This is a genomic window from Gardnerella phocaeensis, from assembly GCF_048545075.1.
Lineage (GTDB): Bacteria > Actinomycetota > Actinomycetes > Actinomycetales > Bifidobacteriaceae > Bifidobacterium > Bifidobacterium vaginale_J.
In genome coordinates this window covers 266,844-282,240 of record NZ_JBKQXS010000002.1, presented here as the reverse complement: position 1 = coordinate 282,240, position 15,397 = coordinate 266,844, and the positions used below count along the sequence as shown (strand labels likewise).

At 41.0% G+C, this 15,397-nt stretch carries 10 protein-coding genes; 9 read left to right on the top strand and 1 reads right to left on the bottom strand.

Translation table 11 applies throughout. The features are described from left to right. Positions 1 to 18 precede the first annotated feature (18 nt). The 4 genes from ACJV2T_RS03885 to ACJV2T_RS03870 all read left to right on the top strand — a co-directional run bounded on the left by ACJV2T_RS03885 (position 19) and on the right by ACJV2T_RS03870 (position 5,223). Complete coding sequence (locus ACJV2T_RS03885) at positions 19 to 1,416, top strand: hypothetical protein (RefSeq protein WP_419399196.1); 1,398 nt, start codon at positions 19 to 21, stop codon at positions 1,414 to 1,416. 229 nt (positions 1,417 to 1,645) lie between these two features. Then, on the top strand, positions 1,646 to 3,016 hold the full coding sequence (locus tag ACJV2T_RS03880; RefSeq protein ID WP_419399195.1) for an ABC transporter permease: 1,371 nt from the start codon (positions 1,646 to 1,648) through the stop codon (positions 3,014 to 3,016). 74 nt (positions 3,017 to 3,090) lie between these two features. After that, complete coding sequence (locus ACJV2T_RS03875) at positions 3,091 to 4,461, top strand: ABC transporter permease (RefSeq protein WP_419399194.1); 1,371 nt, start codon at positions 3,091 to 3,093, stop codon at positions 4,459 to 4,461. Between the two features lie 120 nt (positions 4,462 to 4,581). Next, entirely contained in the window at positions 4,582 to 5,223 is a 642-nt protein-coding gene (locus ACJV2T_RS03870; RefSeq protein ID WP_119526165.1) for an ABC transporter ATP-binding protein, read from the top strand. A gap of 333 nt (positions 5,224 to 5,556) precedes the next feature. Here ACJV2T_RS03870 and glnA read toward each other — a convergent pair whose 3' ends face one another. Beyond that, a complete protein-coding gene (glnA, locus tag ACJV2T_RS03865; RefSeq protein WP_415683726.1) occupies positions 5,557 to 6,993 on the bottom strand; it encodes a type I glutamate--ammonia ligase in 1,437 nt (478 codons plus the stop codon). A 210-nt stretch (positions 6,994 to 7,203) separates the two neighbouring features. Between glnA and ACJV2T_RS03860 the strand changes: the two genes are divergently transcribed. The 5 genes from ACJV2T_RS03860 (at position 7,204) to ACJV2T_RS03840 (ending at position 15,351) form a co-directional block, all read left to right on the top strand. Then, the gene (locus tag ACJV2T_RS03860; RefSeq protein ID WP_415687829.1) at positions 7,204 to 8,772 is read left to right on the top strand and encodes an AI-2E family transporter; all 1,569 of its coding nucleotides are present in this window, start codon (positions 7,204 to 7,206) and stop codon (positions 8,770 to 8,772) included. Further along, on the top strand, positions 8,769 to 9,995 hold the full coding sequence (locus tag ACJV2T_RS03855) for a glycosyltransferase family 2 protein (protein WP_391496485.1): 1,227 nt from the start codon (positions 8,769 to 8,771) through the stop codon (positions 9,993 to 9,995). Before ACJV2T_RS03860 ends, ACJV2T_RS03855 begins: the two co-directional genes overlap by 4 nt. Before the next feature lie 873 nt (positions 9,996 to 10,868). Next, the gene (locus tag ACJV2T_RS03850) at positions 10,869 to 11,774 is read left to right on the top strand and encodes an ABC transporter ATP-binding protein (protein ID WP_419399193.1); all 906 of its coding nucleotides are present in this window, start codon (positions 10,869 to 10,871) and stop codon (positions 11,772 to 11,774) included. A 14-nt stretch (positions 11,775 to 11,788) separates the two neighbouring features. Beyond that, positions 11,789 to 13,444 carry a hypothetical protein gene (locus ACJV2T_RS03845; RefSeq protein WP_419399192.1) on the top strand — a complete coding sequence of 552 codons (1,656 nt, stop codon included), beginning with the start codon at positions 11,789 to 11,791 and terminating at the stop codon, positions 13,442 to 13,444. A 74-nt stretch (positions 13,445 to 13,518) separates the two neighbouring features. Continuing rightward, on the top strand, positions 13,519 to 15,351 hold the full coding sequence (locus tag ACJV2T_RS03840; RefSeq protein WP_419399191.1) for a D-alanyl-D-alanine carboxypeptidase: 1,833 nt from the start codon (positions 13,519 to 13,521) through the stop codon (positions 15,349 to 15,351). Positions 15,352 to 15,397 lie beyond the last annotated feature (46 nt).

The following is a 15,397-nucleotide window of genomic DNA, read 5'->3' as shown; positions in this document are numbered from 1 at the left end:
ACGTATTGAGAGAAATGTATGAATTGTCCATATTGCAATAGTCAAAATGCTTATGGAGCTATAGTATGCTCATCTTGTGGAGCGAGTCTTGTGCCGCAACAAGTTAATTCAAATTATCAGCCAATGCAAAATGATCAATATCAGCAAAATCAAATGAATGATGTGCAACAAACGCAGTTCATTCAACAGAACACACAAGCTTATCCTCAGCCTGCTTATAACAACCAAAATGCTTATGAGCAGCAGGGGTATCAGAATCAGCAGTATTATAATCAGCAAGATTATTCACAAAATCAGCCTGCAGAATATTATAATCCTGATTCTTTTGATTCTAATTTCGCAGCAGGTAATGTTGTTAAAAGCGCACCGATGAAGCGCAGCACAAAAATTATGCTTATTGTAATTGGCATTATTATTGTGGTTCTTGGTATAGGTTATACAGTTATTCAACAGAATGTGTATTCTCCACAAGCAACTATTCAACGTTATGTGAAGTCTTTGCAAGAAGGCAATTTTGATGAAGCTAACAATATGACAGATTGGTCTTCTTCTAAAATTCCAGAAAATTATCGTACACTACTTACAAGCGCAATAGGCAGAGCTTCCAAGAATCATATATCTTATATGAGCGTTGATAATGGCCCATACAATTCATTTAAGCTTTCTTACAAAGTTGGAGATAGAGATGCCTCAACGGTAATAACTCTTGTGCCAGCTGGCAAACAGTGGCTATTCTTTGACTCTTATAAAGTTCAATATCCGCCGCTTGGTCACATCAACATAACTGTGCCAAATGAAGTTGATAAAATAAAAGTTAATGATTCTGAAATAAACTTGTCTGCTCTCAAAAAATCGCCAAAATATAGCGGTGACACCTACAGTTCAGACTATGGTTATTCAGAATACACATCAACTACAGAATATAAGCTTCCTGCGTATCCTGGGTCTTACCGCGTTGAATCTGCAAAAAATTCACAACTATGGACCACAAATTCTACGAATGTGTTAATTAGTGGAAAAGATAGTTCAGAATCTGCAAGTTTAGAGTTAGAAGCTACAGAAACATTAAAGGATGAGCTTACTAAGGCTATTCAAAAGCATGTTGATAAATGTGTAGCGTCAACTGAAGCCGATGTTCCAGAAAGTTGTAGATTTGCAAGCTTTAATTACTATACAAGCTATAGCTATGACAATGTTAAGCGTAGTGTTAATGGCACTCCTACGTTGGATCAAGTTGACATGTCGTCAGGGACTTTCCAGAGCGATGAGATTGGTGTAGATATCTCTTATCGTTGGAAGGACGATGATGATGACGATAGTGAATGGAGAGACGATCATACTAGCAATAGTGGTTATGTTTATGGAAAGTTTAGTATTAAAAATAATAAGCTTGTAATAGATTTTAACCAAGACTAGATCTAACGAAATGTGCAAAATTTAAAGGCGCATTAAACACAAATAAAAGTTTCCCTTCGCAATTTGTTTTGTGGAGGGAAATTTTTTTATAGCGTAGATTTGCGCACTGGTAGATTTGCGCACTGTAGAGTATGGCACTAAACGCATTTTTCAGTATTGACATGTTATACTGGTAGTCCGTATATTTAAAGGTTGATATACAGCAATTTTCAATGAAGAAAGGTAGTCGATGACGTTTATCTCTCGTGCAATACGCTACATTCTGAGGAAACGAATAAAAACAGCAATAGTTTTCATTATTGTATTTCTTATTTCGACATTGTTATTTTCTACTTCTGCAGTTTCAAGTGCTGCAGGTAAAGAAGGCGAAAAAGTTGAAGCGCAAGCAGAGTCTAGTTTTGTGCTTGCAAATAACCCCCAAATAAACCCTGGAACTCCTAGAGGAGCTGGAACTGTAAAACCTAAAGATGTACAGGCAATTGCAAAGTTGCAGGGAGTTGCATCGTACGTAGTTCGCCAAAATGTAACAGCGGATTTAGTTAATGCTAAAGCAGCAAGAATTCCAGGCGTACAAGAGTATGACAATAAACGTGAACAGCAGTTTGGAAATGCCGTTAATATTGAAGGGACGAATGATTCTACTGGTTTAAATACTTTTAAAACAAAAGCAATAACTATATCTAAAGGCAAGCATCTTATTGCTAACAACGTTCATGCATCACTTATTCATGAAGATCTCGCTAAAGCTAACGGATTGCATGTAGGAGATACTCTTACACTTCGCGCTAATCCTTACGATGCTGACAATATTAACCAATCAACAGCAACAGTAAAAACTCGTATTGTTGGAATTTATTCGGGAGCAAATAAGCGTCAAGTCGCAACTAGAGCGGAATTGACTGCCAATATGGTTTATACGGATTTGCAAACTACGCGCGAATTGTATAAATATAAGCCAGGAAAAGAAATATATCAGGACGCAAGTTTTAGGGTAAAGCGCGGTGAGGATGCGGATAATATTATGGCGCAAGCTGCCAAATTGCCTATTGATTTGCAAAACTATCAACTAACTCGTGACGATCAGTTCGTTTCTGGTTTGTTGAAAGCAGCGAAGGGAGTGCGCTCAATAATGACTGTTGCAACAATTGCTGTTGTATCATTCGCTATTATTGCTTTGGCATTAGTGCTTTTGCTGTGGATGAATGAGCGACGTAATGAAATTGGCGTGTTCGTTGCAATTGGTACTGGCAAATTATCTATAGTTGGTCAATATCTTGCTGAGATTGTGCTTATTTCAATACCTTCGTTGATTGTGGGTTACCTTTTTGCAAAAGTTATAGCTCCGTTGATGGCTAATGTTGCTCTTGGCTCTGTGCAATCATCAGCCGCCCGTGAATTGAGTAATATGGGTCAAGCTGGTGGAAATCTTGAATCAACTTTGGCAACAAAAACTTTGGAAAAACTTAGCGTACAAGTAGACGCTCAGTGTTTTGTCGGAGTTTCTGCAATTGTTGGTGCAGTAATCGTTATTGCAGTTGTGTTGTCTTATTTGCCAATTATATGCAAATCTCCTCGTGAGCTCCTCGGATTACAAAAGTAAAACTATGCTGTTTGGCGGCATAGTTTTCATAATTCGTCGTATGAAAGTTATTTGAAAAGTTAGTGAGTAACATTATGAATGGTGAAGTAATTTCTTTATGTGCTCGAGCGAAACTTGCAATATTGCGCAAACCTCGACGTAACGCAATAATTGTGCTGATTATGACTCTTGTTTTAAGCGCGCTAGTTTCACAAGCTGGTATTAGTGTTTCTGTTGATGATGCTAGGAATCATCTTCAATCCAGTATTGGTTTAGGTTTTACTGTACGAGCAAAAACGCGCGGTGAAACTCTTCCAGAGCAAATGAATGCAAATTCTAATTCCGGCACTAATTCCGGTACTAATTCTGTTACTAATTCTTCTACTAATTCTGGTACTAAAGTACCTAATTCCCCAATTCCTCAAGATTTGGACGCAAATGAAGGAATTGGCTCTAGTCAAATTCGTAAATTTGCTGCGATTTCGGGCGTAAAGACTGTAGTGGAGGAGCGCGATGTTTTAGCTGTACCTGTTGGAAAGCAAATTGTTCTTCCTGCGCAGGGTCCTCGACTAGACGATGATGTTTTGGCTCATGCTGCTGGAATTACTGGCACAACAGATTCTCGATTATCTCAAGGTTTTCAAGAAGGATTGTACCGTTTAGAGCAGGGTGAGCATATTACTAATCGTTCTGCGGGTAGAGCAATAGTGCATCGCGATTTTGCTAAGAAAAATAATCTTAAGATTGGCTCTACTATAACTCTTAAGCAGGGGTTTAATGTAAAAGTTCGCGTTGTTGGCATTTTTGCCGGCAAATTGCAAACTAAGGGAGCTCTTCCTTCGGATGCTTCAGAAAATCGCATATTTACTGACTTAAGTTCGGCGTTGTCTTTAGCTGGTTCTTCTAAGCTAGGTGTTTTGCGTTGTGTTGTTGAGCGTTCTGATTTACTGGCTAGCGCAATGCGTGATGCTAAAAGTATTGCTGGAAAGTGGGCGGATGTAGAGCAGAATGCTTCGCAATTGTCTAGCGTAATAAACTCAGTTAATTCTGTACAACAACTTGTGCGAATGATTTTCGTTGCGCTAAGTTTTGTTGGCGTTTTAGTGCTTGGGCTTGTATTGGTGTTTTGGGTCAGAGGACGTATGCACGAGATTGGCGTATTTATGTCTATTGGATTGTCGAAAGCAGCAATAGTTAGCCAATTGCTTGTTGAAATAGTGATACTCAACATTGTGTCATTCGTTATTTCGCTAGGTTTCGGTGCTGCTTTTTCTGGCGTTATTGGTTCTGCGATTTTGCATAGTGCTGATTCGTCATTTATTGCGGATGGTATGCCAGTATTGCCATTGCTGCAAACTCTTGCTGCTTTTGTTATGGGTTTGTTTATTTCAATAGTCGCATTACTTGTTGCAGCGCTGCCAATATTAATAAAGAAGCCTCGGCAAATACTAAGCGCTATGAGTTAGCAGAAATGTAGTTGCGTATGTGAATTTTCTACTAAAAACGCAATCACAAACAGCGCAATCGTATAAATGAAACAAATCTTATAAATCATATTTAAATTATGTAAAAATAAGGAGCTTATTATGTCAGCTTTATTGCAATTAAAAAATGTGAAATACACTTACGGACCTGCAAATATTGCGGTATTAAATGACGTGAATGCAGAGTTCGAAACTGGCAAAATGTACAGTATTATGGGAGCTTCTGGAGCAGGAAAGTCTACTATGCTCTCACTTTTAGCTGGATTAGATACTCCGTATAGTGGCGAAGTGCTTTTTAACGGTGAAAATATTGCAAAAACGGGATATGTTGAGCATCGCAAAAAGCATATCTCGCTTGTTTTCCAAAATTTTAATCTTATTGACTATTTGACGCCGTTAGAAAATTTGCGATTAGTAAATTCGCGCGCGGATGCTCAAGTGTTAGTAGATCTTGGGTTAACTGAAGAAGAAGCAAATCGTAACGTTACTAAACTTTCTGGTGGTCAACAGCAGCGTGTTGCAATTGGGCGAGCCTTGGTATCTTCTGCGCCGGTAATTTTGGCTGATGAGCCTACTGGAAGTCTTGACCCTGCAACAACTAAAGAAGTTATTGCAATATTAAAAAATGCTGCTAGCAAACACGGCAAATGTGTGATTGTTGTTACTCATGATTCGAAGGTTGCCTCTCAAGCTGATGTAAAATACGTGCTAAAAAATAAACAGCTAACTCATCAATCTGCTTGAGCGCAAAATAGGCGATTTTGGGACACTCGTGCAGATGGCGCTCGCGCTATAAGCGCTCGCTTACGAAACTCGCGTTGGAAGTCCACTGGACTTCCAACTTAAGCGAGTTTCCGCTCCGAGTTGCTTTCGCGCGCTAAATCGCAGCGCTTAGGCAGGTCGTCGCGCTGCGCGAGTGTCTCATTCTGCTTGTTTTAAGACACGGACGCAGATTACACTCTGCGTGAGTATCTGAAGATTGGTGAAATGGGACACTGGTGCAGAACGTCAAGCAAAAAAGCCGACCCCGCGAAATCGTAGGGCCGGCTTTTTTTGTTAGAATAACTTAACTACAAATCAGATGTGGAAGTAAAGCTCGTACTCGAGTGGCGTTGGAGCCAAGCGAGCCATATCCATTTCCTCATGCTTCAAATTCAGCCAAGTTTCAATCAAATCGCTAGTAAACACGTCGCCTTGCATAAGGAAGTCGTGATCTTCTTCCAAAGCTTGCAAAGCTTCACCAAGCGAAGAAGGAACCTGCTTAATGCCGTCATGCTCCTCTGGAGGAAGCTCGTACAAATCTTTATCAACAGGTGCAGGAGGCTCAATATGGTTAATAACACCATCCAAACCTGCCATAAGCTGAGCGGAGAATGCTAAGAATGGGTTGCAAGAAGGATCCGGTGCGCGGAACTCAATGCGCTTAGCTGCAGGAGCATCACCAGCAAGAGGAATACGAATAGCTGCAGAACGGTTACGAGCAGAGTAAACCAAGTTGACTGGAGCTTCGTAGCCTGGAACCAAGCGGTGGTAAGAGTTAAGCGAAGGATTCGTAAATGCAAGCACAGAAGAAGCGTGCTTAATCAAGCCGCCAATGTACCAACGTGCAATATCAGAAAGCTGAGCGTAACCAGTTTCCGCATAGAACAATGGCTTGCCATCTTTCCAAAGCGACTGATGGCAGTGCATGCCGGTGCCGTTATCTCCAGCAATTGGCTTTGGCATAAATGTTGCAGCCTTACCAGCTAAAGCAGCAGTTTCATGAACCACATACTTGTACTTCATCAAATCGTCGCCAGCATGAACAAGCGTATTGTAACGGTAGTTGATTTCCTGCTGACCTGCGCCGCCAACTTCGTGGTGAGAACGCTCAAGAATCAAGCCGACCTTTTGCAAATTTGAAACCATGTCATCGCGCAAATCCTGATTGTGATCTACTGGTGGCACAGGGAAGTAGCCGTGCTTTACGCGGTTCTTGAAACCAATATTGTTGCTGCCGTCATCTTCAGTGTCGATTCCAGAATTCCAAGGAGCTTCGTTAGAATCAACCTCATAGAAGGAGCGCTGCATGTCATTAGCAAAACGCACCTTATCAAAAATGAAGAACTCAGCTTCAGGAGCAAAGCTTGCAGTGTCAGCAATGCCAGTGGACTTCAAATAAGACTCTGCTTTAATAGCAACCTGACGAGGATCCCTAGAATATGGCTCATCTGTTACAGGATCAACAATAGAGAAAGCAACGTTTAAAGTCTTATGCTTACGGAATGGATCAACATAAGCAGTGTCAACATCTGGAATAAGCTTCATATCTGATTCGTTAATAGCCTGGAAGCCTTGCATAGAAGAACCATCGAATGCCATTCCATCAGTGAAAGCGCTGTGTAAGAACTCGTCAGCAGGAACAGTAAAGTGCTGCTGAACGCCAATCAAATCAGTAAATCGTACGGATACGTATTCAATGCCTTCCTTTTCAATAAGGGCTGCGGCATCTTCTTTAGTTTGCAAAGTGGTCATGGCCACCATTCCTTTCTTAAAAACCCATTAATGAGTTTATGACTATGAATGCCATTTTGGATTTCAGCGATTCGAATATCTCGTTAAGTTTGTGTTACATAATGTTACGCGTAGTAAATTAGGTGCGAATAGTTAATACTACATGCCGCTAATTCGCATTCATCAGTTCGCGCAGTTACAATAGTGTCTATGGATTACCAAGAGCAAGAAATGCATGAATATGAAATGCATGAGGATATTAAGGGAAGTGAAAATAAGCTAGATTTAGCTTCACTTTTTCCAGCCAAAGGCGACGATAGAAGACCGCCAGATTGGCTAGGTCGTGCGCTTATTTATGTTGCAATTGTTACTTTTGTGTCTATCTTCTTATGGTTCGCTTGGAATAGTATTTCATTCATTGTTTTTGATGTTGTGATTTCTGTTTTTATTGCGCTCGCAATGGAACCGCTTGTCGTTCGACTAGTTAAGCACGGCTGGAGGCGAGGAGTTGCTTCTGGTTTTACGCTAACTGGTTTGCTTGTTGTAATTAGTTTGCTACTTGCTTTGTTCGGTAATTTATTTGCTCAACAGGTTGTTTCAATGGTTATGGGCTTGCCTGATTTATACAACCAATTTGCGAATTTTGTGTTTCACTATACCAGTTTTAAAATGCCTAATATTGAGCAGCTTGGCATGGAAATTTTGAAGCATGTGCAAACATCTTGGGTTGTTGATTTTGCTGGTCAAGCACTTAACACAACATGGGGATTGATGACTGTTCTGCTTGATTTGCTCACCATTATTATGGTTACGTATTACATTTCTGCAGCAGGTCCAGCTATGCGTCGTAGCATGTGCCGTTGGATGAATCCGCAAGCTCAGCGTCGTTTCCTATTTATTTGGTCAGTTGTTCAAGAGCAGATTTCGAGCTTCCTGTTTTCGCGAATTATTTTGGCAGCTATTAACGCAGTAGGTACCGCAATTTTCCTTATTGTGATGAATATACCGTATTGGCTTCCGCTATCCTTATTCTGCGGAATTGTTTCGCAGTTTGTGCCTACAATTGGTGGCTATTTGGGTGGAGCTTTGCCTATTTTGGTTGCGTGGGGTTCCAATGGTTTTGGTGCAGCTGTTGCAACATTAATTTTTATTACGATTTATCAACAAATTGAAAACATGGTTATTTCGCCGAAGATTTCCGAAAAGACTATGGATTTGAATCCTGCAGTAGCTTTTATTTCAGTTCTTGTAATGGGCGCTGTATTTGGTGCTCTTGGAGCATTTTTGGCTTTGCCTGTAACTGCAAGTTTGCAAGCGATTTTCAGAGTATGCACTAAGCAATATAGTTTAGTTTCTTCTCCGCTTATGAACGATCCTCATCCTGATCATACTTCTATTATTGTTCGTTGCGTTGAGGCGATTGGTCGTAAGTTCATGAATCCAATGAGCGAAAGTGTTCATCGCGTAATGAAAGGCACAAGCTCTCGCGTTTCTTTGAACGAAGATATTTTATATTGGTATAAGCAAGCTTATGTGTCAGACTCTGACGATGCGAATAGCAGCAAAGTTTCCTCTAATGATTCTGATCAAACGGACGTATTGGAAACAATGCCGATTTCGCGCGAAATATTAGATGCTGTAAATAAAGATATTGCGAATCGTAAAGTAAATTCTGAAAATAAGGATTCTCCTAAAGCAAAATTGCAAGTAGGTGAGTCTAAAATAGTAAGCAATACAAAAAATACAAAAAATAGTAAAAGTAACGTAAAAAGTAATCCACGGAGCGGATGGAAGCGATGATTCTTCTATCAATATTTGATGTACTAGTAATACTTATTGGCATAAGCGGTGTTGTGTATCAAGGTGTTTGTGCCGTTGCATCTTTATTCGCTAAACCTGTTGTTTTTCCTGAAGCGCCAATGGATAAGCATTATGCTGTGCTTATTTCTGCGCGTAATGAGGAAGCTGTTATAGGTAATCTTATTCATTGCATTCAAACTCAAACGTATAGACAAGATTTTATTGATATTTGGCTTGTTGCAGACAATTGCACTGATTCTACTGCACAAGTTGGTCGCAATTGTGGATGCAACGTAGTCGAACGTTTCGATAAAGAGCATATTGGTAAAGGTTATGCGCTCAGCTATCTTCTCGACCATATTATGAAAATTGGTGCAGATAAAGTTTATGACGCATACTTCGTTTTCGATGCAGACAATAAACTTGATCCGCATTATTTTGAGGAAATGAATAAAGGTTTCCACGCAGGATATCAAATTTTAACTAGCTACCGCAATTCCGTGAATCTTTCAGATAATTGGGTTTCTTCCGGCTCTGCACTTTGGTTTATTCGAGAATCACGATTTACTAACAACTCTCGAATGCTATTCGGTTCAAGTTGCCACGCTGGTGGAACTGGATTCATGTTCTCGCGTGAGATTATGCACAGAAATAGCGGATGGAAATTCCATCTTCTTACTGAGGATCTTGAATTTACTATGGACGCTATTCTTCACGGAGACAAAGTTGGATATTGTGGTTCTGCAGTATTATATGACGAACAGCCTGTGTCGTTTAGACAGAGCTGGAGGCAGCGTCTTCGTTGGAGCAAGGGATTCTTGCAAGTATTTCGTTACTATGGAGCAGCTCTTATTCGGCACGGTATTCGCGAAAGAGATTTTTCGTCGGTTGATTTTACGCTTATGCTTTTCCCGTTTATGGTTTTGGCTGTTGCAAGAATAATACTTGGGTTTATTTTTGCTGCATTTGGATTCGTAACATGGATGAGTCAAATCTATTCAATGATTAACTTCATTACAACTACTGTTACAAGCGTTTTAGGCATGATGATATTTGTGTCGCTCACTATTTTGGTCGAACACGATAAGCTTGGTGCAACGAATAAGGAGCTGTTTGCATACGCTCTTAGCTTCCCGATTTTTATGCTTTCGTACGTGCCTATTGCGTTCCAAGCTATTTTCTCAAAGAGCGAGTGGAAGCCGATTCAGCACACTGGTCGCTGAGCGAAAGAATGAAATTCTCTAGTGGGGCGCGAGTTTCGGGGACTGGTTTTTGGCTGGCAGGTTTCTGGAGGGGCTGTGTGAGATAGGAATTACTTGTCTCGCAGCGCTCCGCTCTTATACCTTATTTGGACTTAGCAGTTGCGTAGTTAAGTTTAGTTTTTTACTTACTTTTTCTGCAAAAATAGTATTCATCAACACGATTATTACTATCGTTCCGCTTTTATATTGCTCGACCAAGCAATTCCTATCTCCCACTATTAGTAAAACCGCTAGTGTTCTGTGGTGTGGTAGGTGCGTCTGGTGTAGTGTGTGCAGCAGCAATGACGCTAGTGTTCTCTATGCAATAAATACTCAACGTCTGCAGAGCAATACTGTTAAAGTTCACTAAGCAATAAATAATCGCTGTTTGCAAAGCATTACTGCAAAGCTACAGAAGGTTTGGAAGATTACGACTGTTTCATTACACGGATGTAAAGTTTCTGCCGGATTAAGACGCGTAGGCGGCATAAACTGCGCTCGAACGTAAAGTTTCTGCCGGATTAAGACGCGCAGGCGGCATAAACTGCGCGCGAACGTAAAGTTTCTGCCGTTTTTTGGTGCGTATCCGACCTTTATTTTACAGCGTTGTAAAGTTTCTGCCGTTTTTGGTGGTTGGGGGGGGGAGATTGTCTCGCTTTTGGAGGTTTATCTGTTGTGTTTTGCTCCAAACGCGGGGAACTTATCTAGCGTTTGAGGCGGTGTGTGCGGATAGTGCCGGCGTTTCGATTGCGCAAAAATTGCGGGTATGAGATAATAGAAGCCTTGATATAAACGTGCGATTGCGCAATTAATGTAGCGCAATGCGTGCGTTTATCTGTATACTGCGAGGTTTCTATGGTAGATTCTATTCCGTCTGAATATCCGTCCGAGTATCCGTCCGGAAATACTTTTGCTAGCAGCGTTCCAGTTTTTGGCGCAAACACTTACGACGCTACTAACGAAGATGTTCCAGCAGTTTCTATTCGTGGATTTGTTAAGACTTTCGGCAAAAAAGTTGCTGTAGATAATCTTTCCTTAGATATTCCAGCAGGCTCTTTCTATGGATTAGTAGGCCCGAACGGTGCCGGCAAAACTACCACGATTAAGATGCTTACGGGCTTACTTATGCCGGATTCTGGCTCTGCTTCGATTTTTGGCAATGACGTCTGGAGTGACGTAAATAGCGCTAAGCGCGCGATCGGTTTAATGCCTCAAGCAGACGAGATTTTTAAGACGATTACCGGCCTTCAGCTTTTAACTTACGCTGGCATGCTTCGCGAGATGAGCCGCGCTGAGGCTGTTCGTCGCGCGACCGACTTGCTTTCTGCATTCGACTTAACAGAAGCTGCAAATACTATGGTTTCTGACTATTCAACTGGTATGACTAAGAAGATTTGCCTTGCAACAGCTATGATTCACAGCCCTCGCGTGCTTGTGTTGGACGAGCCTTTTGAGGCAGTAGATCCTGTTTCTAGCGCAAATTTGAAGGATATTCTCGCCGAGTATGTTTCTACTGGCGGCACGGTAATTATTTCTTCGCACGTTATGGAATTAGTCGAAAAAATGTGCTCGCACGTGGCGATTATTAACGAAGGTCATGTTGCGGCTGCTGGCTCTCTTGAAGAAGTTGCTCAAGGTAAGAATCTTGAAGATCGCTTTATGGAGCTTGTTGGCGGACGTCACGCGGCTGCACGCATCGACTGGCTTAATGGCGGTAAATCTGATAACGCTCCTGCATCTTCCACCAATCTCAACGCTTAAAAAGGAGAACCGTAATGTCTATGATTTTTACAATGGTTCGCCTTCGCTGGGCGCTTACTTTTTCTGTTATGCGAAAGTCGATTTGGCAAAAAATCGGCTTTGGTATAGTCATTGTTTTTGGACTTGCAATCATATGCGCTCTTGGTTTTGCTGGCTGGCAAGCAGGAAAGTATCTTAATCCAGGAATGCTTGCAGGCACTAAAGATTGGCAGGAATTCCAAGTTGCTCCAATAATGGTTGCGTCGATTGTGTCAATTTTTACACTGTTTGTAAACATATTTATGTTTGGCAGCGACACAACACTAAAATCGCGTAGCTTTGCGCTTTACGGCATTCCTTACGTAAAACAGCAAGCAGGTATGCTTCTTGGCTCTCTTTTTGGAGCGCTTTCAATAAGCTTCACAATCGCACTTGCTTTGTGGTCTTTAGCGTACCGAAACTTTGGAATTGTGCCGGTTTTAGTAAGCGTAATTGCAGCTCCGCTTTATGTTGCAACAATCGTGTCTTTAAGTAAAATGCTTATTGAGCTTTTAGATACTATTTTAATAAACAAGCGTTCAAGAAACATTTTTTACGTTGTTATTTTTATAGTGTACATGATTTTTGTTTCTGGTATGGGTGCGAATAGCAAAGCCACAAATAGCTCAATTGAAATCAGCTCAAGTTTCTGTGCTGCGTCCGCTTTTACGCCATTAAGTGCAGCTATGGCCTTGCCGCTCGATGCAATTAATGGCAATTGGCTTTCGCTTGTTATTCGCTTCTTTATTTGCGTTGTAACGATTGCTGCTTGCTTTGCAATCTCTGTATTTTGCGCAAAATTAGAGCCGAAGCTTATTCGCGGTGAGCAAAAAACAGTTGTTAAAACTAAGGGAATCGGCTTGTTTGCACTTGTTCCAGACAACACAGTCGGTGCGATTATTGCGCGAATTGTTAGCGTTATGAGAAGAGATATGCGTCAGCTATTTTTGCTTCTTATGCCGCTTTTTATGCTGCTAATCGCAGGAGGAAATAGTTTTAATGCTAAAGGATTTGAGTCTCTAACAGATAACTTAGGTATTTCTGGCTGGATGATGTATGCTGCGATGCTTATGGGCATGGTTGTTGGAAACAATATTGCATACGATGGCACAGCTTTTACTATGCACGCGATTATTGGAGTAAAAGGCGTGCACGATCGCTTAGCGAACGCAATAGTTTGGTCAGTGATTTGCGCTGTTTATTTCGCGATTATTGGAGTAGGGGTTTACGTTTTCCTTTTCTTCGTAGTAAATGTTCAGCAAAATGTGAATGCAGTTATGTTCCAAACTCTTTGTCCAATTGGAATAGCTTTTGCTTCCATAGGCATTGGCTTAATTTCTTCGTGCATAGCAATGTACCCTGTGGCATCAATCGAAAAGCCATTTTCTAGGCCGCAAGGTTCTGCAGGAGCTAGATCTTTTGCGCCAATAGGTTTTACGCTTCTTGCTGCAGTATGCATGATTCCGTCTATTGCTTTGGCTATGGCGTTTTTGGCTATTAACCCGAATCTTTTGTGGATTGCAAGCATTTTGTTTGTAGTAAACGGCTTGATTGTGCTGGTTGTTGGCGTGATTCTTGGCGGCAAAGTGATGGATAAGCGCATGATTCGCATTGTTGAAAACTTGCGCAGATTTGCCTCGATTACTGCGTAACTTACGCACGCTTTGTTGCAAGCGCAATGTATAGTTAAGCGCGGTATTTGCAATCGATTTAAAGGTGTGCTCGCATGGAAAGTAATAAAGGCTCAAACGATGCCTTAAATATTCCTAATGCGAGCACGCCAGCGCAAAGCGGCGAACCTAACAAAAGTATCGAGCCTAAAGCAAGTAGTGAATCTAAACAAAGTAGTGAACAAAAACCAAGTAATGAACAAAAACTAAGTAATGAATCTGAACCAATCAGTGAGATTGAGATTAAACCAAGTAGCACTCAGAAGAAAAGTAAATACGCTGCTATGGTTTTAAGAAGCCAATATCCTTCTCGTTGGCGATTACTTATTGCATTTATAGCAGTTATAGTCAGTGCAGCAATTATTTTTACTTATTTTTTGCTTGACATATATGATATTCTTCCTGGCCCTTTGACGTTGCGAAAACAACATTATTCTGTAACTGTTTCTTCTCCTAAATCACTTTTGCGAGTTAAATCCCTAGCTAAAAGCGTTACTTATGGTAAAGAAATAAATCATTCGCAAGCTCAAAAACTTATTGACGAGTTGGTTTCCGATGCTTCTATGAGTAGCAGCACTTCAGCAGTAATTATGGATGCTAATGGGCGAGTAGTTGCATCGCATGAGCCAAATGCTTTAAGAGAGCCAGCGTCAACGCTTAAAACTTTAACTGCTAGCGTGGCTTCTCGCACTCTTGACATGGGTTCAACTCTTGATACTCAAGTATTTTTGTTGCCTAAAACAGGCGGTGAGCCAGAACGAGCTTCTAGTGCGAATGCTAGAAAGCTTGTGCTTCGCGGAAATGGTGACATGCTTCTTGGAGTTGGAGAAAACGATTGGAACCATGTTAATGGCAGAGCAGGCTTAACAACATTAGCGAGAAGAACAGCCAACGCGCTGAAACTTGAAAATATTCACACAGTTTCATTAGCTGTTGATGACTCATTGTTTGGCGCAAAACGTGCTCCTGATTTGATTTATGAAACAGATGTTGAACGACGCTTTTATGCTCAAACGTCATCTTTGGCTATAGATGATGCTCGTCAGCGTGACCTTTCAGTGCAAGGTGTGGATGCTGACGCTATGACAGATTTTCCGCTTTCTGATCCTCATCCTGCTTTAAGTGTCGGTCGTGTTTTTGCTAAATTATTAAGCAAACAAGGAATAGTTATAAGTAATTATTCTAATAAAACTACTTCTGACGAAAAAAATTCCGGTTCAGACTCGTCTACAGATGATTCTTCTGAAAATAATAAAGATTCTGAAAATGAAAATAAATCTGCACAATCTGAAAATCTTGTAATACCGGTGAGCGAAACTAAATCGTTAATATCATCTAATTCGCGTTTAATTGCACAAGTTTCTTCTGCGCCTTTAAACGAAATAATGGCATATACGCTTCGTATTTCAGACAACACATTGGCGGAAGAGTTTGGTCGTTTGACTGCGCTTGCAACTCACAAATCCAACTCTCCGGAAGGTGCAGTTCAGGCAGTAAAAGAGGGATTGCGCAAGCTAAATATCGATATACGTGGTTTGCACATGTCTGATTGCTCAGGCTTGTCTCCAAAATCAAGGTTGCGCGCAACAACGCTAGCTCAAGTACAGGTGCTTAATATTAAAGCCGATTCTGGAGGTGCTGCAGCTGCTGAAGGATTGTCTCTTCCTGGTTTAGTTGGAACAGCAAGAAAGCGTTTAGCGGATGAATCTTCTGCAGGTATGCTTCGCGTAAAGACTGGTTCTTTAAGTGAAGTTACTTCTATGGTTGGTAATGTATCTAGGAAAAGTGGTGGAGTACTAACTTTCGCTGTTGTTGCGAACCAGCCAGCTGATATTTGGGGAGCGTTCGTAGCGATTAATAAGTTTATGGCAGAATTGCCAAAACTATGATTTATTAGTTGCAATTTAGCGTTATTAGCGCGCTACACTAGAAGCT